Annotated in this window: 14 protein-coding genes; 13 read left to right on the forward strand and 1 reads right to left on the reverse strand. The window is 74.3% G+C overall.

Going from position 1 to position 21,167, the window contains the following annotated elements; all coding sequences use genetic code 11:
• Window positions 1–49 precede the first annotated feature (49 nt).
• Window positions 50–331 (forward strand): HU family DNA-binding protein, encoded by a 282-nt coding sequence (locus ACZ4MO_RS00840; RefSeq protein WP_086149447.1) that lies wholly within the window; start codon window positions 50–52, stop codon window positions 329–331.
• Window positions 332–518: 187 nt separating this feature from the next.
• Here ACZ4MO_RS00840 and ACZ4MO_RS00845 read toward each other — a convergent pair whose 3' ends face one another.
• Window positions 519–890, reverse strand: a complete 372-nt coding sequence (locus ACZ4MO_RS00845; RefSeq protein WP_021482679.1) for a hypothetical protein — start codon at window positions 888–890, stop codon at window positions 519–521.
• Window positions 891–1,068: 178 nt separating this feature from the next.
• Here ACZ4MO_RS00845 and rpmF point away from each other — a divergent pair, with 178 nt between their 5' ends.
• From rpmF to ACZ4MO_RS00905, 12 genes are all read left to right on the forward strand, one after another.
• Window positions 1,069–1,239 carry a 50S ribosomal protein L32 gene (gene rpmF, locus ACZ4MO_RS00850; protein ID WP_009864893.1) on the forward strand — a complete coding sequence of 57 codons (171 nt, stop codon included), beginning with the start codon at window positions 1,069–1,071 and terminating at the stop codon, window positions 1,237–1,239.
• Window positions 1,240–1,342: 103 nt separating this feature from the next.
• A complete protein-coding gene (locus ACZ4MO_RS00855; protein WP_255437172.1) occupies window positions 1,343–2,659 on the forward strand; it encodes a YibE/F family protein in 1,317 nt (438 codons plus the stop codon).
• A 67-nt stretch (window positions 2,660–2,726) separates the two neighbouring features.
• Window positions 2,727–3,644, forward strand: a complete 918-nt coding sequence (locus tag ACZ4MO_RS00860; RefSeq protein WP_222592382.1) for a ketopantoate reductase family protein — start codon at window positions 2,727–2,729, stop codon at window positions 3,642–3,644.
• 96 nt (window positions 3,645–3,740) lie between these two features.
• Window positions 3,741–7,973, forward strand: a complete 4,233-nt coding sequence (locus ACZ4MO_RS00865) for an SCO7613 C-terminal domain-containing membrane protein (RefSeq protein WP_186810415.1) — start codon at window positions 3,741–3,743, stop codon at window positions 7,971–7,973.
• Window positions 7,974–8,147: 174 nt separating this feature from the next.
• Window positions 8,148–8,861 (forward strand): LytR/AlgR family response regulator transcription factor, encoded by a 714-nt coding sequence (locus tag ACZ4MO_RS00870; protein WP_074804780.1) that lies wholly within the window; start codon window positions 8,148–8,150, stop codon window positions 8,859–8,861.
• A complete protein-coding gene (locus tag ACZ4MO_RS00875; RefSeq protein WP_175008789.1) occupies window positions 8,858–10,240 on the forward strand; it encodes a GHKL domain-containing protein in 1,383 nt (460 codons plus the stop codon). The genes ACZ4MO_RS00870 and ACZ4MO_RS00875 overlap by 4 nt, the downstream gene beginning before the upstream one ends.
• A 346-nt stretch (window positions 10,241–10,586) precedes the next feature.
• A complete protein-coding gene (locus ACZ4MO_RS00880; RefSeq protein ID WP_175008788.1) occupies window positions 10,587–12,986 on the forward strand; it encodes a glycoside hydrolase family 3 N-terminal domain-containing protein in 2,400 nt (799 codons plus the stop codon).
• 128 nt (window positions 12,987–13,114) lie between these two features.
• The gene (locus ACZ4MO_RS00885) at window positions 13,115–13,531 is read left to right on the forward strand and encodes a hypothetical protein (RefSeq protein ID WP_175008787.1); all 417 of its coding nucleotides are present in this window, start codon (window positions 13,115–13,117) and stop codon (window positions 13,529–13,531) included.
• Between the two features lie 198 nt (window positions 13,532–13,729).
• Window positions 13,730–16,723 carry a glycoside hydrolase family 3 C-terminal domain-containing protein gene (locus ACZ4MO_RS00890; RefSeq protein ID WP_255437170.1) on the forward strand — a complete coding sequence of 998 codons (2,994 nt, stop codon included), beginning with the start codon at window positions 13,730–13,732 and terminating at the stop codon, window positions 16,721–16,723.
• Window positions 16,724–16,967: 244 nt separating this feature from the next.
• A complete protein-coding gene (locus ACZ4MO_RS00895) occupies window positions 16,968–19,466 on the forward strand; it encodes a glycoside hydrolase family 3 C-terminal domain-containing protein (RefSeq protein ID WP_175008786.1) in 2,499 nt (832 codons plus the stop codon).
• 21 nt (window positions 19,467–19,487) lie between these two features.
• A complete protein-coding gene (locus ACZ4MO_RS00900) occupies window positions 19,488–20,126 on the forward strand; it encodes a hypothetical protein (protein WP_175008785.1) in 639 nt (212 codons plus the stop codon).
• Window positions 20,123–21,166 carry a glycosyltransferase gene (locus ACZ4MO_RS00905; RefSeq protein ID WP_175008784.1) on the forward strand — a complete coding sequence of 348 codons (1,044 nt, stop codon included), beginning with the start codon at window positions 20,123–20,125 and terminating at the stop codon, window positions 21,164–21,166. Before ACZ4MO_RS00900 ends, ACZ4MO_RS00905 begins: the two co-directional genes overlap by 4 nt.
• Window position 21,167 lies beyond the last annotated feature (1 nt).

Consider the following 21,167-nt stretch of genomic DNA (forward strand, 5'->3'; position numbering starts at 1 on the left):
GACGACGGGTGGTGACCACCGCGCGTCGTGAACCGAAGAAGGGATTCGCATGTCGCTCAACAAGTCCGAGCTCGTCTCGGCCATCGCCAGCAAGGCCGACCTGTCGAAGGCGGACGCCGAGAAGGCTCTCAACGCCTTCCAGGAGGTGCTCATCGAGTCGCTGGGCAACGGCGAGGCCGTCAAGGTCACGGGCCTCCTGTCCGTCGAGCGCGTCGAGCGTGCCGCCCGCACGGGCCGCAACCCCCGTACGGGCGAGGAGATCTCGATCCCGGCCGGTTACGGCGTGAAGATCAGCGCCGGCAGCCTGCTCAAGAAGGCCGTCGCCAAGTGACGTCCCGCTGACCGGCCGTCGCCGGCCCGGTCAGCAGCACGAAGGCCCGGACCCCCGTGAGGGGATCCGGGCCTTCGTGCGTCGCACCCCCTGCGCCGAGCGCGGGGTTGACGTCGTTATCGGCGTGATGGCGCCACCGACCTCGTGCTCGACCGCGAGGAGGCTCGTGATCGGCGACCTGCGCTTCTCAGGCGTGCACGACGTTCGCGAGGATGCCGTGCTGCGTGAGGCGCGTGCCGATCGCCTGGTCGACCTCGCCGAACGCCTTGTTCGAGCGCGCGACGCCGACGGCGCCGGCCATCGCGCCGTGCCCGGTCGGGCGGTCGATGCGCGCGACGAGCTGGTCGCCGTGGACCATGAAGTCGACCGTGAAGACGAGGTGCTGGGCCTTGCCGGCGAACGCGCCGAGCCAGAACGTCTTCTGCTTGCTGCCGCGCTCCGCGGCCCACTGGCCCGTGGGGCGCGTGGTCACCGTGAAGCCCTGCTCCTGGAGCGCGGCGTGCAGGTGCTGCTTGGCGACCTCCGGGTCACCGGAGAGGAAGTAGTCGACCGTGGCCATGAGGGCTCCTCGTGCGTCGTGGTGGCGGGTGCGGCAGTCGCGCCGGGTCCGGCGGGTCGTGGCAGGGTGCGCGCGGCCCCGGGGATGCTACCGCCGGGCCGTACCGACAGCGCGACCGTCTTGAGAATCGTTCTCACGAACTGGTAGGCTGGTCGCTCGCCCACCGGAAGGACCCCTCATGGCCGTGCCCAAGCGCAAGCTCTCCCGCTCGAACACCCGTGCCCGTCGCTCGCAGTGGAAGGCGCAGGTGCCCGAGCTCGTGACCGTCGTCGTCGACGGCCGCGAGGTCACCCTGCCGCGCCGCCTCGTCGCGGGCGTGCGCCGCGGCCACGTCACGCTCCCCGAGTGAGCCGGAGGGGCGGCGTCGGGCCCCGGACGGCCCGGCCCGCGCGTTCGGTGCCCGACGGCGCGTGCCGCCGGGCGCCGTCGGGCCGCCGTGGCAGCATCCTCGGGTGAGCGCACCGACCCCTCCCGAGACGCCCGGGCACGGCGAGCGCCGCACGCGGTCCCGGCGGGTGCCCGACGTCCTCACGCGCGGCACCGCGCACGCCCCCGCGCACGCCCACGGGCACGCGCACGCCCACGGCCCGGCGGCGCCCGCGACCCGTCGCGTGCGGCTCACGCTCGCCGCCCTCCTCGTGCCCGCCCTGCTCGTCACGCTCGCCGGGCTCGTCGCGCTGTGGCCCGCCGCGGCGGACGTGCCCGCGCGCATCCCCGTCGCCGCCGAGGGCAGCACGGTCCTGCGCGCGACCGTGACCGGGCCGGTCGACGAGGCGACGAGCGAGGTGCCCGCCCGGCTCGACGCGGGCTCCCGCGCGGGCGGCGAGGACGTGGGGGGCGACGCGATCACCGTCAACGCACCGCCCGAGTACGTCGCCTACGGGTTCGACGAGGGCGACCGCCTGCGCGTCCTGTACATCGCCGAGGCCGCGGGCGCGGGCGGGACGCCGTACGTCTTCATGGACTTCGAGCGCGGGCTGCCCATCGGCCTCCTCGCGGTCGCGTACGCCGTCGTGGTGCTCGCCGTCGCGCGGTGGCGCGGCCTCGCGGCGCTCGCCGGGCTCGCGGGCGCGTTCGTCGTCATCACGTCGTTCACGCTGCCCGCGCTCCTCACCGGGCAGAACGCGCTGGGCGTCGCGCTCGTGACGTCGTCGCTCGTCATGTTCGTCGTGCTGTACGTCGCCCACGGGTTCACCGCGCGGACGTCGACGGCGCTGCTCGGCACGCTCGTCGGCCTCGCGCTCACGGCCGTGCTGGGCTGGTGGGGGTCCGGGGCGGCCAACATCACGGGCCTCACGTCGGAGGAGTCCCTGTGGATCCCGCAGTACGCGCCCGAGCTCTCGATCCGGGGCGTCGTGCTGTGCGGGATCGTGCTCGCGGGCATGGGCGTGCTCAACGACGTGACGATCACGCAGGCGTCCGCGGTGTGGGAGCTGCGCGCCGTCGCGCCGCTCGCGACCCGGCGCGAGCTGTACGCGCGCGCGATGCGCATCGGTCGCGACCACATCGCCTCGACCGTCTACACGATCGCGTTCGCGTACGTCGGCGCCGCGCTCCCGCTCCTCATGGCGGTCTACCTCTCCGACCAGAACCTCGCGACCAGCCTCACGTCGGGCGAGATCGCGGAGGAGGTCGTGCGCACCCTCGTCGGCTCGATTGGGCTCGTCCTCGCGATCCCCATCACCACGGGCATCGCCGCGCTCACCGTGCCCGGCGCCGGGTCGGCGCGGTCGGTCCCCGTGGGTAGGGTCGAGGTCCCCGCGGCCTGACGGCGGGGCGCCCGCCCGCGCGGGCGGGACGACCGGGGCTTGCCGGCGCGACGACGAGAGGACCACGGTGACGGGGACGACGGGCGGATCGAGCGGCCGGGACGGCCGGGACGTGGCGGTGCTCGGGCCGGGCGGGGTCGGCGGGCTGGTCGGCGCGCTGCTCGTCCGGTCGGGCGCGCGGGTGACGTTCCTCGCGGGCGAGGCCACGGCGGCCACCCTCACGGAGCGCGGCATCCACGTGCGCAGCCGCCAGCTGGGCGACCTCCACGTCCCGGTGCGCGCGGCCACGCGCCTCGACGCCCCGGTCGACGTCGTCGTGGTGGCGGTCAAGCAGACCGCGCTCGACGACGCGCTCGACCGCGTGCCGCCCGAGGTGCTCGGCGACGGCGTGGTCGTCCCGATGCTCAACGGCCTCGACCACCTCGACGCGCTGCGCGCGCGGTACGGCACCGCGCGCGTGCTGCCCGCGACGGTCCGCGTCGAGTCCACGCGCGTCGCGCCGGGCGAGATCGAGCACACGAGCGCGTTCGTCGAGGTCGACGTCGCGCCGGGGGGCGTGGACCCGAAGCGGGTCGAGGCCGTGCGTGCGCTCCTCGACCGGGCGGGCATCCCCACCACCGTGCACGACGACGAGACGGCGCTGATGTGGGCGAAGCTCGGCTTCCTCGCACCGTTCGCGCTGCTCACGACGGCGCACCGCGCCCCGATCGGCGAGGTGCGGACCACGCACCGGGCCGAGCTCGAGGCGCTCGTCCGCGAGGTCGCCGCCGTCGCGGCGGCGAGCGGTGCGCCGTCGGACCCCGAGCGCACCCTGCGGTTCTACGACCGTTTCGGGCCCGACGCGAAGTCCTCGATGCTGCGCGACGCCGAGGCGGGCCGGCCGCTCGAGACCGACGCGGTCGGCGGCGCGATCGTGCGCGCCGCCGACCGTGCGGGGGTCGACGCGCCCCTGACGCGCGCGCTCGTCGAGCGGCTGCGGGGCTGAGCGCAGCCGCTGAAGCCGGTCCTCTTCACCGGACCGCCACGCGACCCCCTGTGGACACGTCCCCAGGCGCCTCACAGGTTCGCCAGGATGTCCGTCATGAGAGAACCGTGGGTCGACGTCGCGCTGACGCGGCTGCCCGAGACGCGTTCCTGCCCCGCGTGCGCCGCGCCGTTGCGGTCGTCGCGGTGCGACCGGTGCCTGCTCGACCTCGTCGGACCGCTCGCCTTCGAGGTGGCGGCGGCGTCGACCGACGCGGCCGACGCGCTCCGGCGGCGCCAGACCGCCCTCGACACTCTCCGGGCCGCCCAGCCCGAGGCGGCCGCGTGGGCCGCCCGTGCCGCCGTCGCGGCCCCGCCCGGCACGCTCCCCGGCACGCTGCGCGGTGGCCGGCCGGGCGCAGCAGCGGGCGGCGGCTGGGCAACCCCGGCCGGCCCGCCGCCGATGCGTCCGCTCGACGCGAGCGGGCGCGGCGCGGCGGGGCCTCGCTCGTCGACCCTGTCGCCCGTGGCCGGACCGGGCGGGCCGGCGCGTCCCGGAGCGGCCGGCCCGATCGCGCCTGTGCCGGGGCCTGCGGGCGCGCGCGCCGGTGGTGTCGGTCCGGGTGCGGCCCCCGCGCGGTCCGTCGGCCTCCAGCCCGTCCTCGCCGGGGCGGGGGCCGGGCTGCTCGCCGTGGCCGCCGTCGTCTTCGTGTTCTTCACGTTCGCCGACGACCTGGCCCTGCGCGCCCTCGTCACCGGGGTGGTCACCGCGCTCACCGTCGGGGCCGCGGTGCTCCTGCGGTCGCGCGGCCTGCGGTCGTCCGCGGAGGCCGTCGCGGCGTTGGCCGTCGTGCTCGCCCTGGTCGACGTCGAGCTCGCGCTCAGCGCGTGGGCGCTCGACCCGGTGGGTGCCGCCGCGGCGCGCGCGACGCTGCTCGCCGTCGTGCTCGTCGGTCTCGGCGTCGTGGGCGAGCGGGCACGCGTCCGGGCCTGGGTGACGGGCGCCGTCGTGCTCGGTCCTCTCGTGCCGCTGGTCGCTGCGCCCGCGGCGCAGGCGTCGTGGGGCTGGGCGGTCGCGCTCCTCGTGACGGCGTGCCTGACGGCGGTCGCCGGCCCGGTCGCCGCGGCGGCGGGCGCGCGCGTGGGCGGTCGCCTCGGCGCGGAGCGCAGGTTCCTGGGTGTCGTGCGCACGGTCGCCGTGCTCCTCGCGGTCCTCGTCGGGCTCACCGTCCCCGCGCCGCCGGGGCTGCCCACGGGCGCGGGTGCGGCGCTCGTCGCGCTCGGGGCGGCGCTCGTCGCGACGCTGCTCCGGGTCACGACGGCTGAGCGGCGCTGGTACGCGGTCGGCGGCGCCGCGGCGGTGCTCGCCGGCGCGCTGCTCGGCACGGGCGGCGGCGTCGGCTTCGTGGGCCTCGCGCCCGCGCTCGGCGCGCTCGCGTGGGTCGTCGTGCTGGTGCTCACCGGCCGCCGCGTGTCGGCGGGGATGCTCCGAGGGCCCGTCCCCGCGGTCGGCCGCTCGGACGCGCTCCTCGGGGGCGCCGTCGTCGTGCTCGTCATGGCGGGACCAGCCCTCGCGCTCGCCGGCCTGCGCGCCGCCGAGGTGCTCGTGACCCCGACCGCGGGGACGAGCGCCGCGCTCGACGACGCACCGCTGGGCGTCGGCATCCTGTCCGCCGGGCTGGCGGGCGAGGGCACGGCGCGCGGGACCGTCGGCGCCACGCTCCTCGACGGCACGCTCGTCGGGCTCCTCTCCGTGCTCGTCGTCCTGCTCGTCGCGGCCCGCCTCCCGCTGCGCACGCCGCGGACCGCGCCGCCCCTCCTCGGTGGGGCGCCGCGGCTCGGGACGGCACCGCTCGTCGTGACCGGGCGCGGGCTCGCCCCGTGGGCGGCGCTCGCGCTCGTCCTCACCCTCGCGCTCGACCCCCGGCTCGCGGGCGTCACGTCGCTCGTCCTGCTCGCGCTGCTCGCCGCGGCGCTGCTCGTCGCGACGGCGCGGCCGGCCACCGTCGCTGCGCCCGTCGGGACCGATCGCTCGGCGGCGGCCGCTGCGGGCGCCCCGTCGCCCGGGACCGTCGTGCGCGCCGTCCGGAGCGGGCTCGGACGCGCCCTGCGCCCCGTCGCGCGTCTCGTGCCGAGCCCGCGCACCGCCGTCCGCCACGGTCTGCTCCCCGGCGCCCGGTCCGAGCGGCGAGCCGCTCGTGCCGCCGCCGTCGTGGGTGCCGTGCTCGCGCTCGTCCTCCTCGTCGCCGGTTCCTGGGTCGCGCGCCCGACGGCGACCGTCGGGGCCGTCGTCGTCGGTCTGCTCCTGCTCGCGGCGCGCGCCGCCGCGCCGCGGTCCCTGCACGCGCCCCTCGTCGGCGTCGCGTACGGGTACGCGCTGCTCGTGCTCGGCGTGACGCTCGCCTGGAGCGGGGCCGGGACGGTCGTCGTCCTGTGCGGGGTGTCCGGCGTCGCCTCGCTCGCGGCGCTCGCGGTGACGCTCGCGCCACGCGTCGACCGGGGCTCGTGGTGGGCGGTCCTCGGCGTGACCGCCGTGCCGTTCGGGCTCGGGGTGCTCACCGTCGTGGACGAGCGCAGCACCTGGTCCGTCGCGGCGTGCCTCGCGATGCTCGCGCTCGAGGTCGTCCTGGTCGGCTCCCGACGTCCCGGTTCGGTGACGGCGCTGCGCGTCCTCGCCGCGGCCCTCGTGCTCCCGACGGCGGCCGTCGCCGTCGTGAGCGCGGGCGCGCTCGTGCTCCCGGGCAGCGGCTCGCCGGTCGTCCTGCCCGTCGTCGCCGTCCTGGTCGCGACGGCCCTCGCGGGGGCCCGGCCGCTCGCGGCACGGCTCGACCTCGGGGCCGGTCGCGTCGCCGTGGAGGCGAGCGCGGCGGTGACGGGGGCCATCGCCGTCGGGCTCGCGTACGGGCGCCCTGCCGCGGGGCCGACGGTCGCCGTGGCCGTGCTGCTCCTGCTCGGCGCCGGCGCGGGGCTCGCCGCGCGCGACCGCGACCGCCGGGGCGAGTGGTGGCTCGCCGCCGCGCTCGGCACCGCGGCGCTGTGGACGGCGCTCGCGGCCGCCGAGGTCGGGCTCGTCGAGGCGTACACCGCGCCGCCGGCGCTCGCCGCCGTCGTCACGGGCGCGCTCCTCGCCCGTCGTGCGCGGCGCTGGTGGGAGATCGCGAGCGCGGGTCTCGTGCTGCTCGTCGTGCCGTCGGTGCTCGTCCTGGGCGCTGCCCCGGGCGCGGGGGACGTCCGCGCGTCGCTCCTCGTCGTCGCCGGTGCGGTGGCGGTGGCCGGTGCGGTGCTGCTCCGGCAGGGGACGACGGCGGGTGGCGTCGCTCCGGCCGCGACGACCCGCAGCGCGTGGCGGCGTGCCGGTGCGCTCCGGCTCGCCGGCGCCGCGGTGCTCGCCGCGGTCGCCGGGACGGTGGAGTCGCTGCACGTCGCGCACGTCCCGGGCGGCGGTGCGCTGTTCGTCCTCGGGTTCGCGTGGGCGCTCGCGGCGGGTGGCGTGGCGCTCGGTGCCGGGCTCGTGGCGGCGCGCTCGGCCTCGGGACGAGGTGCCGCGGTCGCGCGGCGCTGGGCCGTCGCCCCCGCCCTGGGGCTCGTGGTGGTCGGCGCCGTCGCGAACGTGCGGCCCGTGTGGGGCGTCATCGCGGCGGTCTGGCTCGTCGAGGTCGCGCTCCTCGCGGTGCTCGTGGTGGCGGTGCGCCGCGCCGTGCACGGGCGGCTGGACCTCCCGCCCGCGTGGTTCCTGTGGCTGCTCGCCCTCGTCGCCGCGATCGGTGCGTGGTCGCCGCGCGAGCTGCGCGTCGAGGTCTTCTCCCTCCCGCTCGGCGCCGGGCTCCTCGTCGCGGGCTACCTCGCGCTCGTGGCGGGCTCGGCGGGCACCGCGGGCTCGGCGGGCTCGGCGGGAACCGTGGGCTCGGCGGGCACGGCCGCGGGCGGACCGGGCGGTCTCCCGGCCGTGCCCCCGCGCACGGCCCGGCCCCTCGGCGGCTGGCCCGTCGGCGTCGTCGGGTCGTGGCGCGCGCTCGCACCCGGACTCCTCGCGCTCGTCGGGCCGTCGGTGCTCGCGACGTACACCGACGCGCGCACGTGGCGCGCGATGCTCGTCGTCGTGCTCGCGCTCGCGGCGGTCCTCGTCGGGACGCGCAAGCACCTCGCGGCGCCGTTCCTGCTGGGCGTCGCCGTGCTGCCGGTCGAGATCCTCGTGGTGTTCGTCTCGCAGCTCGGCACGCGCATCTCCGCCGGGCCGTGGATGCTCACGCTGGCCGCGGCGGGCGGCCTGCTGCTCATCATCGCGACGTACTACGAGCGGCGGATCGCCGCGTACGACGGCGCCGCCGCGTACGTCCGGGACCTGCGCTGACCATAATCCCTACCATGTGGCCCGTTTCTCCGCCGGGTGGCCCATAATGTTCGGGATCCGCCGCACGACGGCGGGCTCATCGGCAACGCAGGCGGGGGCGAGGCCGCGACGGCACACGGAGGTGTCCGGTCGTCGGGCCACGCCCCGGGGGCGCAGTCCCTGGAGAACGGCATCGTGATCAGGATCGGCATCGTGGAGGACGACCCCGCGAGCAGCGCGCTGCTCGTGGAGTACCTGCGACGCTACGAGCAGGAGCACGGCGAGCAGTTCGCCGTCGCGCTCTTCGCCGACGGCGAGCAGGTGGTCGCCGGGTACCGGCCGGACTTCGACATCCTGCTGCTCGACGTCGAGATGCCGAACCTCGACGGCTTCAGCGCCGCCCGGCGCATCCGTCAGGTCGACGCGGACGTCGTCCTGATCTTCATCACCAACATGACCCAGCACGCGATCAAGGGGTACGAGGTCGACGCGCTGAGCTACATGCTCAAGCCGCTGCGGTACTTCGCGTTCTCCCAGGAGCTCAAGCGGTCCGTGGCCCGGCTCCGACGGCGGTCGGCCGACTACCTCCTGCTCGCGGTCGACGGCGGGCTGGCCCGCGTCGCGACCGACGACATCGTCTTCCTCGAGAGCGCGAAGCACCGCACGACGGTGCACACGGTGGACGGGAGGCACTCCGTCGTCGGGCCGCTCAAGGCGCTCGAGGCCCAGCTGGAGGGCCGGGACTTCTTCCGGAGCAACAGCGGCTACCTCGTGAACCTGCGGCACGTGCTCGCGGTCCAGGGCAGCAGCGTGCTCCTCGTCGGTGGCCACGACCTGCTCATCAGCCGGGCGCGGAAGAAGGCGTTCCTCGCGGCGCTCACCGACTACCTCGGGGCGCGACGGGCATGAGCGCCGCGACGGACCTCATGGCGACCCTGCCCGACATCCCGCGCGCCCTGACCGGCCTCGCGGAGTGGCTCGCGTGCCTGGTCTACGTGCTCCTGCGCCGACCCCGCCTGCCGCGGTCCCGGCTCGTGGCGCTCGCCGTCGCCGCGCTCGCCGCGCAGGTCGGGGTGCAGGCGCTCGCCGACCTGCTCCCGCGCCAGCTGTGGACCGTCGGGATGGCCGCCGCGGTCGCGTGCATGTACGGGTTCATCGTCGCGGCGGCGCGCGTCTCGGCGCGCGACGCGGGCTACTTCGCGGCGCGCGCGCTCGTGCTCGCCGAGCTCGTGGCGGCGCTGCACTGGCAGGTCCACTGCTTCTTCTTCCTGCCCGACGGCCGCCCCGGCACGGCCTGGCAGGTCGCGTTCTTCGTCCTCGTGTACGCGGTGGGGTACGGGGTCGCGTTCGTCGTCGAGTCCCGCCACTTCCGCCCGGACCAGGAGCTCGACGTCACCGTCGGCGAGCTGGCGTCGGCGGTCGCGATCGCGCTCGTCACGTTCTTCATGAGCAACATCAGCTTCCTCAACGCCAACACCCCGTTCAGCGGGCGCCTCGGGCTCGAGATCTTCTACATCCGCACGCTCGTCGACCTGTGCGGCTTCGTGGCCCTCTACGCCCAGCAGGGCCAACGGCTCCAGCACCAGGCGCGGTCCGAGGTGCGCGCCATCGACGAGATGCTGCGCCGGCAGCACGAGCAGTACCTGCAGTCGAAGCGGAACATGCAGATCGTCCACCGCAAGTACCACGACCTCAAGCACCAGATCGGGGTGATCCGCGCCGAGGCGGACCCGGGACGGCGCGCGTCCTACCTCGACCACCTCGAGGCCAGCATCTCCGGCCACGCCCGGCAGGCCGACACGGGCAACGGCGTGCTCGACGTCATCCTCACGACCAAGAGCCAGGAGTGCGCGGAGCGGGACATCGACCTCACGTGCGTGGTCGACGGCGCCCTGCTCGACTTCATGTCCGCGATGGACGTCGCCGCGGTCTTCGGCAACGCCCTGGACAACGCGATCGACGGCGTCATGGCCGTCCCCGACCCGGAGCGGCGCATCATCAAGGTCGCGGTCTACGCGCGCGACCGCTTCGTGCTGCTCACGGTCGAGAACTACTTCTCCGGCGAGCTCCGCACCGAGGGCGGGGACATCGTCACCCGGCGCGCCGACCGCACGCGGCACGGCTACGGGCTCAAGTCCATCCGGTACACCGCGGAGAAGTACGGCGGGTCGATGACCGTGAACACCGAGGACCGCTGGTTCCTCCTCCGCGTCCTGCTGCCCATGCCGGAGGACCGCCCGCCCACGGGCTCGCCCCGGCAGGCGGCGTCGGCCACGCACCCGGCGTAGACCTGCGCCCCGCGGCCACGGGCCCTGCCGGGCTGTCACGGGCCGTCGCACGGCCACGGGCCCCCGCCCCGGAGGCCGACGGACGACCCGTCCGGGCGGGACCTGGGGCCCGCCCGCCGTGACCCCGCCGTGACCTCAGCGACCGTTCGTGGACGCAAAGCGACGGTTCGTGCACCCGGCCGCCCCGGCCGCCCCCGGCGTCCATAGCGTGACGGCGCGGCTCAGGGACCACGACGTCCCGGGCCTCGACGGGTTCGCAGAGCTCGCTGCGCCACGCACGCGCCTCCGGGTGGGTCGCCGGGGTCGGTGCGGAGCGGGTGGGCGCGGAGACGACAAGGGAAGGTCGATGAAGACAACGACAACGGCGGGACACCGCGACAACCGGGCGGGCCGCGTCAAGGGAGCGGCGGTGCTCGCGAGCCTCGCGCTCGTGGCCGCGGCGGGATGCACGGCGGGCACCACGGACGACGAGAGCGCGGCCGACGCGTTCACGACCCGGGAGGTCACGGACGGGACCACGTCCTTCGTGGTCGTCGACAACCCGGGCGACGGGCCCACCCTCTCCTACGGGAAGGACAGCGCCGTCGAGCTCCTCACCGAGGAGGTCGACGGCCAGGAGCTCGCGTTCAAGGACATGAACGCGAACGGGACGCTCGACACGTGGGAGGACTGGCGGGAGCCGGCGGAGGACCGCGCGGCGGCCCTCGCCGAGGAGCTCACGATCGAGCAGATCGCCGGGCTCATGCTCTTCAGCTCGCACGAGCGGTCGCAGGCCGACGGCCTCACGGACGCCCAGAAGGAGTACCTGACGGACTCCCACCTGCGCAACGTCCTGCACGCGGGCCCGAGCGACGTCGAGGCGACCGTCACGTGGGCCAACGAGATGCAGGCCTACGCCGAGTCGCTCGCGACCGCCGACGAGCCGTACGTCCCGGTGAACTTCGCCTCCGACCCGCGCTCGACCGCGGGCTCCGGCGGCTACAACGCCGAGGGCGCGGACATCTCGCGGTGGCCGTCGAACCTCGGCCTCGCCGCGACGTTCGACGTCGAGCACATGGACAACTTCGCCGAGATGTCCTCCGCGGAGTACCGCGCGCTGGGGATCACGACGGCGCTCAGCCCGCAGATCGACCTCGCGACCGAGCCGCGGTGGCTGCGCGTCGGCGGCACGTTCGGCGAGGACGTCGAGCAGAACACCGAGCTGGCCGCCGCGTACGTGGACGGCTACCAGAGCACGACCGGCCAGGACGGCTGGGGCCCCGAGTCCGTCAACGCGATGATCAAGCACTGGGCGGGCGACGGCCCCGGCGAGGGCGGCCGCGAGGCCCACACCGACGCCGGCAAGTACGGCGTCTACCCGGGCGACAACTTCGACGCGCACACCGAGGCGTTCCTCGGGTCGCTCGACTCCGCGGCCGTCATGTCGGCCTACTCGATCGCGCTCGACGGCGCGGGCGAGCCGCTGTTCGGCGAGCGCGTCGGCACGGCGTACGACGACACGCGCATGAACCTGCTCCGCGAGGAGAACGGCTACCAGGGCGTCGTCGTCACCGACTGGGGCGTCACGACCGGGGTGAACGACGAGGGCGCGGTCATCGCGACCGGCTGGGGCGCCGAGGACCTCACCAAGGAGCAGCGCCATTACGAGATCCTCAAGACCGGGCACGACATGTTCGGCGGCAACAACGACGTCGCGCCGGTCCTCGCGGCCCACGAGATGTGGCAGGCCGACTTCGAGGCCGGCACGAACGACGTCGACGCCGACACGCGCTTCCGCGAGTCCGGCGCGCGCATCCTCACGATGTTCTTCAACCCGGGTCTGTACGAGAACGCGTACCTGGACCTCGACGAGTCCACGACGATCCTCGCGAGCGACGACAAGGTCGCCGCGGGCTACGCGGCGCAGCTCGACTCCGTGGTCCTGCTGAAGAACGACGGCGAGACCGTCACCGCCGCGGACGCCGAGGCGTGGAAGGACAAGACCGTCTACGTCCCGCGCAGCGACAACACCGGCTTCGCGAGCTCGTTCGGTCCGGGCGAGTACACCGAGGGCGCGGGGATCGACCTCGAGGTGGCCGAGCAGTACTTCGGCACCGTGCTCACGGACGAGGCCGTCACCGACGCCGACGACAAGGTCACGAGCTACACCGCTCCCGACCTGTCGGACGTCGACCTCGTGCTCGTGGGCATGGACAGCCCGGACAACGGCGGCACGTTCTCGAACATCGGGCACGACGTCGAGAACGACACCTGGTACCCGCTGTCGCTGCAGTACCGCCCGTACACCGCGGACGGCCCGAACGTGCGCCAGACCTCGATCTCCGGCGACCTGCTCCCGGACGGCACGCGCCAGAACCGCTCGTACTTCGGGAACACGTCGAAGATCGCGAACGAGTCGGACCTCGACGCGTTCGAGCGCGCCGTGGCGGCCGTCGAGGCGTCCGGCAAGGACATCCCGGTCGTCACCGTCCTCAAGGCGACCAACCCGGTCGTCCCGGCCGAGTTCGAGCCCGCGTCCGACGCGATCGTCGTCGGGTTCGGCACGAGCGACCAGGCGCTCCTCGAGGTCGTGCTCGGCCTCCACGAGCCCCAGGGCCGCCTGCCCGTCCAGCTCCCCCGGGACATGGACACGGTCGAGGCGCAGCAGGAGGACGTCGCGAAGGACATGACGCCCTACACCGACGCCGCGGGCAACGCCTACGACTACGGCTTCGGCCTGAGCTACGGCGGGCCGATCACGGACTGACGGACCGCACGGGCGGGCGGTCGTACGAGCGGCCGCCCGCCCGGGGCGGACGGCGCCCGTCCGGCGCCGTCCGGCCCCGACCACGCCGCGGGGTGGGCCCGCGGCACGAACGAACCAAGGAGCAGGAAGTGAAGCGGAACAAGGCGCTGACCACGGGGATCGGGCTGCTCGTCGCCGTCACGGGGGCCTTCGGGCTGACGGCGTGCGGGAACGGCGACGACTCCGCCGCCGGGCCGTCGTCGTCCGAGAGCCAGGCGCCCGACGTCGACGTGGCGACGGACCTCGAGAACGCGCGCACGGCGGTCGCCGACGCGCTCGCGGAGGACGACAGCTGGGCGCAGATCATGCTCGCCAGCGACGTCAAGGAGCCGACGGTCAAGTACGGCCTCCTCGTGGTGCCGTTCGTCCCCTCCGACGCCGCCTCGCGCGTCCAGGGCACGGTCGACATCAAGGACGGGAAGTACACGATCGAGGCCGACTCCGCCGCGACCGGCGAGACGTGGCAGATCGACCAGGACGGCACCATCACCCCGGCCGGGGAGTAGCCGTACCGCGCCCCGCCGTCCGCCTCTCCGCCCGCCTCGCCGGGCGGACGGCGAGGCGGACGGCGGGCGCACCGGACGGCACGGGTCGAGCACGGCCGACCGTCCGTGCCGCAGAAACGACCGATCGTGCAGCCGCGGCGGGCGGCGCCGTACCCCGCTCCTAGCCTGAGGAACGGGCCGCACTCGAGGAGGAATGCAGTGAACGCCAGGGCGAAGAACGCCGACGGTGCCAGGACACCGATGTCGAACAAGAAGTTCCTGTGGATCTGGGTCCCCGTGCTCGCGACGGTGACCGTGCTCGTCGTCGTCGCGAACGTCGCGCTCAACGTCGCGGGCGGCTGGGTCGCGTCCCAGCTCGGGTCCGGCACCTACACGTTCACCAACTCCGAGGAGTCCTCGGGCTGGGACACCGCGTACTACACGGCCGAGCACGACAGCCAGGAGTCCGTCGACGAGGCCGCGAAGGCCCTCGTCGAGGAGATCGCGGCCGGCGGCATCGTCCTCGCGAAGAACGAGGCCGGCGCGCTGCCGCTCACGTCCGACGCCCGCGTGACCATGCTGGGCCGCGCCTCCGCGGACCCGGTGTTCGGCGGCTCGGGCTCCGGCTCGGTCGACACGAACTCGGCCGTGACCGTCCGCGGGGGCCTCGAGAACGCGGGCCTCACGGTCAACGACGAGGTCTACGCCACGATCGAGGCGTTCGCGGCGGAGAACCCGCGCGGCCACATCGAGATGGACAACCCCGACGCGTCGAGCTACACCGTCGGCGAGCTGCCCGTCGGCGACTACGAGGCGCGGTCCGGGACCTTCGCCGAGTTCGGCGACGCCGCGATCGTCACGATCGGCCGCCCCGGCGGCGAGGGCGGCGACCTCACGCGCGACATGACCGGCTGGGACGACCACGCCGAGCCGGGTCAGCACCAGCTCGAGCTGAACAAGGACGAGAAGGACCTGATCGCGCTCGCGAAGGCGAGCTTCGAGACGGTCGTCGTGGTCGTCAACGCGTCCACGACCCTGGAGCTCGGCGAGCTGCAGGCCGACCCGGAGGTCGACGCGATCCTCCTCGCGGGCTCGCCCGGCGCGACCGGCTTCAACGCCCTGGGGTCGGTCCTCACGGGCGAGGTCAACCCGTCCGGCCGCACGGTCGACGTGTGGGCCGCCGACTTCACGGCCGACCCGACGTTCGCCAACTTCGGGAGCTTCTTCTACTCGAACGTCGAGGCGTCCTACCCCGTCTCGGCGGTCGAGAAGGCGACCTCCAACGCGACCGTCACGAGCAACGCGCCGTTCGTGAACTACAGCGAGGGCATCTACGTCGGGTACCGCTACTACGAGACCGCGGCAGCCGAGGGCTTCCTCGACTACGACGACGCGGTGGTCTACCCGTTCGGCTACGGCCTCAGCTACACCGACTTCGCGTGGGCGGTCACGGGCACCGAGGCGGGCGACGTCGACGGGACCGTCGCGGTCACGGTCGAGGTGACGAACACGGGCACGGTCGCCGGACGCGACGTCGTCGAGCTCTACTACTCCGCGCCGTACACGCCCGGCGGGATCGAGAAGTCCGAGGTCGTCCTCGGCGACTTCGCCAAGACCGGGACGATCGCGCCGGGCGCGAGCGAGACGGTGACCCTCGAGCTCGCCGTCGAGGACATGGCGTCCTACGACCACCTGGGCGCGAAGGCGTACGTCCTGGAGGCGGGCGACTACACGCTCAGCCTGCGCACCGACTCCCACACCGTCGCGGCGGGCACCGAGCCGATCACCTACCCGGTCGCGTCCGACGTCGTGTACACGGGCGAGGAGCACCGCGCGTCGGACCTCGCCGAGGTGACCAACCGGTTCGACGACGTCTCCGCGCGCTTCAGCGCCGACGGCGCGGACGGCACGGTCGTCCCGATGTCCCGCGCCGACTTCGCGGGCACGTTCCCGCAGGCCCCGACGGCCGAGCAGTCGGTCGCGGACGAGGCCACCCAGGAGGGCTTCGCCGCCTGGGACCACGAGGCCGAGGCCGCCGCGTTCGACGGCCCGATGCCCACGACGGGCGAGCGCTCCGACCTGACGCTCGTCGACCTGCGCGGCCTGCCGAAGGACGACCCGCGGTGGGAGGAGCTGCTCGACTCCCTGACGGTCGGCGACATGACGGACATGCTGCTCAACGGCGCCTACCAGACGGCCGCGATCGCCTCGATCGCCAAGCCGCAGACGGTCGAGCCCGACGGCCCGGCGGGCTTCTCGTCCTTCATCAACTCGTCGATCAACGGCGTCGCCTACCCGTCCGAGGTGCTCATCGCCCAGACGTGGGACGTCGAGCTCGGGACCGCGATGGGCACGATGATCGGCGAGGAGGCCCTGCAGAAGGGGCTCAACGGCTGGTACGCGCCCGCGGTGAACCTGCACCGCTCGCCGTTCGGCGGCCGCAACTTCGAGTACTACTCGGAGGACCCGCTCCTCTCGGGCCGGATGGCCGCAGCCGTGTCGAACGGCGCGGCGAGCAAGGGCGTCTACACGATGCTCAAGCACTTCGCGCTCAACGAGCAGGAGACGAACCGCGTCGACAACGGCCCCGCGACCTGGGCGACCGAGCAGACGATCCGCGAGATCTACCTCAAGCCGTTCGAGCTCGCGATCAAGGACGTCTCCCTGGACGTCCGGTACATCGCGGACGACGAGGGCACGATCGAGGAGACGACGGTCGGCGCGCTCGGCATCATGAGCTCGTTCAACCGCATCGGCGCGACGTGGACGGGCGGCTCGAAGCCGCTCATGACGGACGTGCTGCGCGGGGAGTGGGGCTTCGAGGGCTTCGCCATCACGGACTTCAACCTGTACCCGTACATGAACCCCAACGAGGGCCTCGACGGCGGGACGGACCTGACGCTCACCTTCCAGCCGTCGAAGTCGTTCGGCGACACGACGTCCGCGAAGGCGGTCACGGACATCCGCAACGCGACCCACAACATCCTGTTCACGGTGGCCAACTCGAACGCCATGAACGGGCTCGCCCCCGGCGCGACGGTCACCTACACGCCGCCCACCTGGGTCTACGTCCAGATCGGCGTGTCGGTCCTCCTCGGGCTGCTCGTCCTGGTCGGCGCCTTCCTCGTGGTCCGGCGCGTCCGCCGGCACCGGTCGGCGGCCGAGGAGGTCGCCGCACCCGCCTCCGAGCCGGCGGTCCCCGCCGCCCGGTAGCCGGTGACCACGGGTCTCCCGGGCGGGCGACCGCCCGGGAGACCCGGCACCCGGCGCCGTCGGGCCGGTGGCGCCCACCACCGCCGGCCCGACGCCGGGGCCCGGACCGCCGTCCGGCACCGGGCCCCCACCGCACGTCGCGAGCAGCCGCCGTCCGCGGCGCACCGCCGACGGCCGGCCCCGGCATGCCCGGGACCGCTCGGACGCACCCCGCACGACCCCACGACCACGCAAGGAGAGCACCGTGCAGCTCCACGGCGAGACCACCGCCGCGGCCGGCGAGACGGCCGCGGCCCCGGGCACGACGCCCGCGACGACCGGCGTCGTCCCGACCGCGAGCCTGACGCTCCTGGAGAAGGCGGCCCTGCTCACGGGGAAGACCGTGTGGGAGACGCACGACCTCCCGCGGCTCGGCGTCCGCTCCCTCTGGCTGGCCGACGGCCCGCACGGCGTGCGCAAGCAGCTCGGCGCGGCCGACCACCTCGGCATCGCGGCCTCGCAGGAGGCCACGTGCTTCCCGACGGCGGCCGCCGTGGCGAACACGTGGGACGTCGAGCTGGCGGAGCGCGTGGGCACCGCCCTCGGCGCGGAGGCCGCGGCGCAGGACGTGGACGTGCTGCTCGGCCCGGGCCTCAACATCAAGCGGTCGCCGCTCGGCGGGCGCAACTTCGAGTACTTCTCCGAGGACCCGCTGCTCGCGGGCCGGATGGCCGCCGGCTACGTGCGCGGGATCCAGTCCCGCGGCGTCGCCGCGTGCCCCAAGCACTTCGCGGTGAACTCCCAGGAGCTGCGTCGCATGGTCTCGGACTCGGTGGTCGACGAGCGCACGCTCCGCGAGGTCTACCTCACGGCGTTCGGGATCGTCGTCGCGGAGGCGAGCCCGCGGACGATCATGTCGTCGTACAACCTCGTCAACGGCGTCTACGCCCACGAGGACCCGTTCCTCCTCACCCAGGTCCTGCGCCGGGAGTGGGGGTTCGACGGCGCCGTCGTCTCCGACTGGGGCGGCTCGAACGACGTCGTCGCCGCGGCGGCGGCCGGTGGCACGCTCGAGATGCCGGCGGCGGGCCTCAGCTCGGCGCGCCGGCTCGTCGACGCGGTGCGGTCGGGAAGCCTCGACGCGGCCGACCTCGACGCGCGCGCCGAGGAGGTGCTGCGCCTCGTCGCCGCGGCCCGCGAGCCGGGCACCGCCCCGGCCGTGGACGCCGACGCCCACCACGCGCTGGCCCGCGAGGTCGCGGCGCGCTCGGCGGTGCTGCTCAAGAACGAGGACGCGATCCTGCCGCTCGCCGCGGGGACCCGGATCGCGGTCGTCGGCGACTTCGCGCGCACCCCGCGCTACCAGGGCTCCGGTTCCTCCGCGGTGAACCCGACCCGTCTCGACAGCGTGCTCGACGTGATCGAGGGCTCGCGGCTCGAGCTGACGACGTTCGCCCCCGGCTTCCGGCGCGACGGCACGCCCGACGCCGCCCTGCGGGAGGAGGCGGTCGCGGCCGCGCAGGGCGCGGACGCGGTGCTGCTCTTCCTCGGTCTCGACGAGATCGCCGAGTCCGAGGGTCTGGACCGCACGACGCTCGCGCTGCACCCGGCGCAGGTCGAGGTCCTCGAGGCCGTGGCCGCGGTCAACCCCGCGACCGTCGTGGTCCTCGCGGGCGGGGGCGCGATCTCCACCCCGTGGCTCGGCGCGGCCCGCGCGCTCGTGCACGGGTACCTCGGGGGGCAGGCCGGGGCCGGAGGCGTCCTCGACGTGCTCACCGGCGCCGTCAACCCGTCGGGACGGCTCGCCGAGACGCTGCCCGTGCGGCTCGCGGACACCCCGACCGCCGCGTCGTTCCCCGCGACCGGGCGCACCGCCGTCTACCGCGAGGGCCTGTACGTCGGCTATCGGTACTACACGAGCGCGGACGTCCCGGTCGCGTTCCCCTTCGGCTTCGGGCTGTCGTACACGACGTTCGCGCACTCCGACCTCGTGGTCGACGCGGACGCGGGAGCCGTCGACGTGACGGTCACGGTCACCAACACCGGGCCGGTCGCGGGGGCGGACGTCGTGCAGGTCTACGTGCGTCGGGAGACGCCGGGCGTGCACCGCCCGGACCGCACGCTCGCGGGGTTCGCGCGCGTCGAGCTCGACCCGGGCGAGTCGCGCACGGTCACCGTCCCCCTCGGGGACGCGGCGTTCCGGCACTGGGACGTGGCGACCGGCGCGTGGCAGGTCGAGGAGGGCACCTGGTCGGTGCTCGTCGGCCCCCACGTCGACGACCTCCCGCTGCGCGCGACGGTCGAGCTCGACGGCACGGTGCCTCCGCGCACCGAGGACGACCTGCCCGAGCCGTACCGCACCGGACGCGTCCACGACGTGTCGGACGCGCAGTTCGCGGCGCTCCTCGGCCGACCGGTCCCGACCGCGGCGTGGTCCGGGGGGCTCGGCGTGAACGACCCGCTCTCGCGCCTCGCCGAGGCCCGCTCGCCCCTGGCCCGGCTCGCGTTCCGCGTCCTGTCCTGGCGGCGCGACGCGGCGGACCGCAAGGGCGCGCCGGACCTCAACGTCCTGTTCCTGCTCAACATGCCGTTCCGGGCCATCGGGAAGATGACCGGCGGCATGGTCGACGACGCGATGGTCGACGGCATCGTCCGCATCGTCAACGGCCACCTCTTCCGCGGCACCGGCGCCGTCGTGCGCGGGTTCGTCCGCAACCGCCGCGCCGACCGCCGTACCGCCCGCGCGCTCCGCGGCGACTCCTGACCCGCTCGAAAGGGAAGACCCATGCTCACCCGCCTCCGCGACGCCTGGCGCCGGTTCTCCGAGAAGCGACCGGGGACCGCGCAGTTCGTCGTGTTCTTCGTGCTGAGCAACGGCATCACCGTGCTGCAGCTCGCGCTCATGCCCCTCATCAAGTGGGTCTTCGGCATGACCGCCCTGGTGGACGTGGCGTTCCAGGTCTGGCCGGTCGGGGCCAACCCGGACGGGTCGGCCTACTACGTCTTCGACTACGCCGCCGGTCCGCTCCCGGGCGGCGGCGGGGGGCTGGCATACTTCCTCGCCGTGCAGATCACCTTGCTGGTGGCGCAGGTGATCAACTTCTTCGCTCAGCGCACCATCACGTTCAAGTCCAACTCGTCGGTCGCGAAGGCCGCGCTCTGGTACACCATCGCGTACGTCGTCATCTCGATCGCGGCCGCCGCTGCGCAGGGCCTGTACAAGACGCCGATCTACGAGCTGTTCATCGACACGTGGGGCCTGGGAGGCGCCGGCGAGACCCTGGCGGACTTCACGACGATGATCATCAACGCCGCGATCTCGTTCTGGGTGTTCTTCCCGATCTTCAAGGTCATCTTCAAGCAGGTGCCCGAGACGCCGGCCACGCCGGAGGCGGAGCACGCCGGAGAGGTGCGTGCGTCGTGACCCCGCTCCTGACCGTCGTGGTCCCGGCGTACGACGCCGAGCCGTACCTGGCGCGCGCGCTCGACTCGCTCGTCGGGTTCGGTCCCGAGGTGGAGGTGCTCGTCGTCGACGACGGCTCCACCGACGGGACGGCGGCGCTCGCCCAGGGCTACGCGGACCGGTACCCGGGCGAGGTGCACGTGCTGCGCAAGGCCAACGGCGGGCACGGGTCGGCGATCAACACCGGCCTCGACCACGCGCGAGGGGAGTACCTCAAGGTCGTGGACGCCGACGACTGGGTGGACCGTGCCGCGCTCGCCCAGGTGCTCGCGACGTTGCGCGGGTTCGTGCGCCGGTTCGTGGACGCCGGGACCCCCGGCGGGGAGCCCGTCGACCTGTTGGTGAGCAACTTCGTGTACGAGAAGGTCGGCAAGCGCGTGAAGACGGCCGTCCGGTACCGCGGCGCGCTGCCGCGCGGACGCGTGCTCACGTGGTCGCAGACGAGACGCTTCGCCAAGCGCCAGTACATGATGATGCACGCCCTGATGTACCGGACCCAGGTGCTGCGCGACGCCGGCCTGCGGCTCCCCGAGCACACGTTCTACGTGGACAACCTGTACGCGCTGGTGCCGCTCGCGCACGTGCGCACGCTGTACTACCTCGACGTCGACCTCTACCGGTACTTCATCGGCCGCGAGGACCAGTCGGTGCACGAGGCGGTCATGCTCAAGCGCCTCGACCAGCAGCTCCGCGTCAACTGGCTCATGCTCGAGCACGTCTCCCGGACCCCGGTGGCCGACCGGCGCCTGCGCCGCTACCTCCTGCACTACGTGGAGATCATCTGCGCGGTGTCGTCCATCCTGCTCGTGCGCGCGGGGACGCCCGCGTGCCTCGTGGAGAAGGAGCGGCTCTGGTCACGCCTGCGCGCCCAGGACCCCCAGCTCTACCACCAGGTGCGCTGGTCGGGACTCGGGCAGATCGCCAACCTTCCCGGTCCGGCGGGACGGCGCGTGTCGGTCCTGGCCTACCGGGTCGCGCAGCGTGCGATCGGCTTCAGCTGAC

It is taken from the genome of Sphaerisporangium cinnabarinum (genome assembly GCF_055567015.1).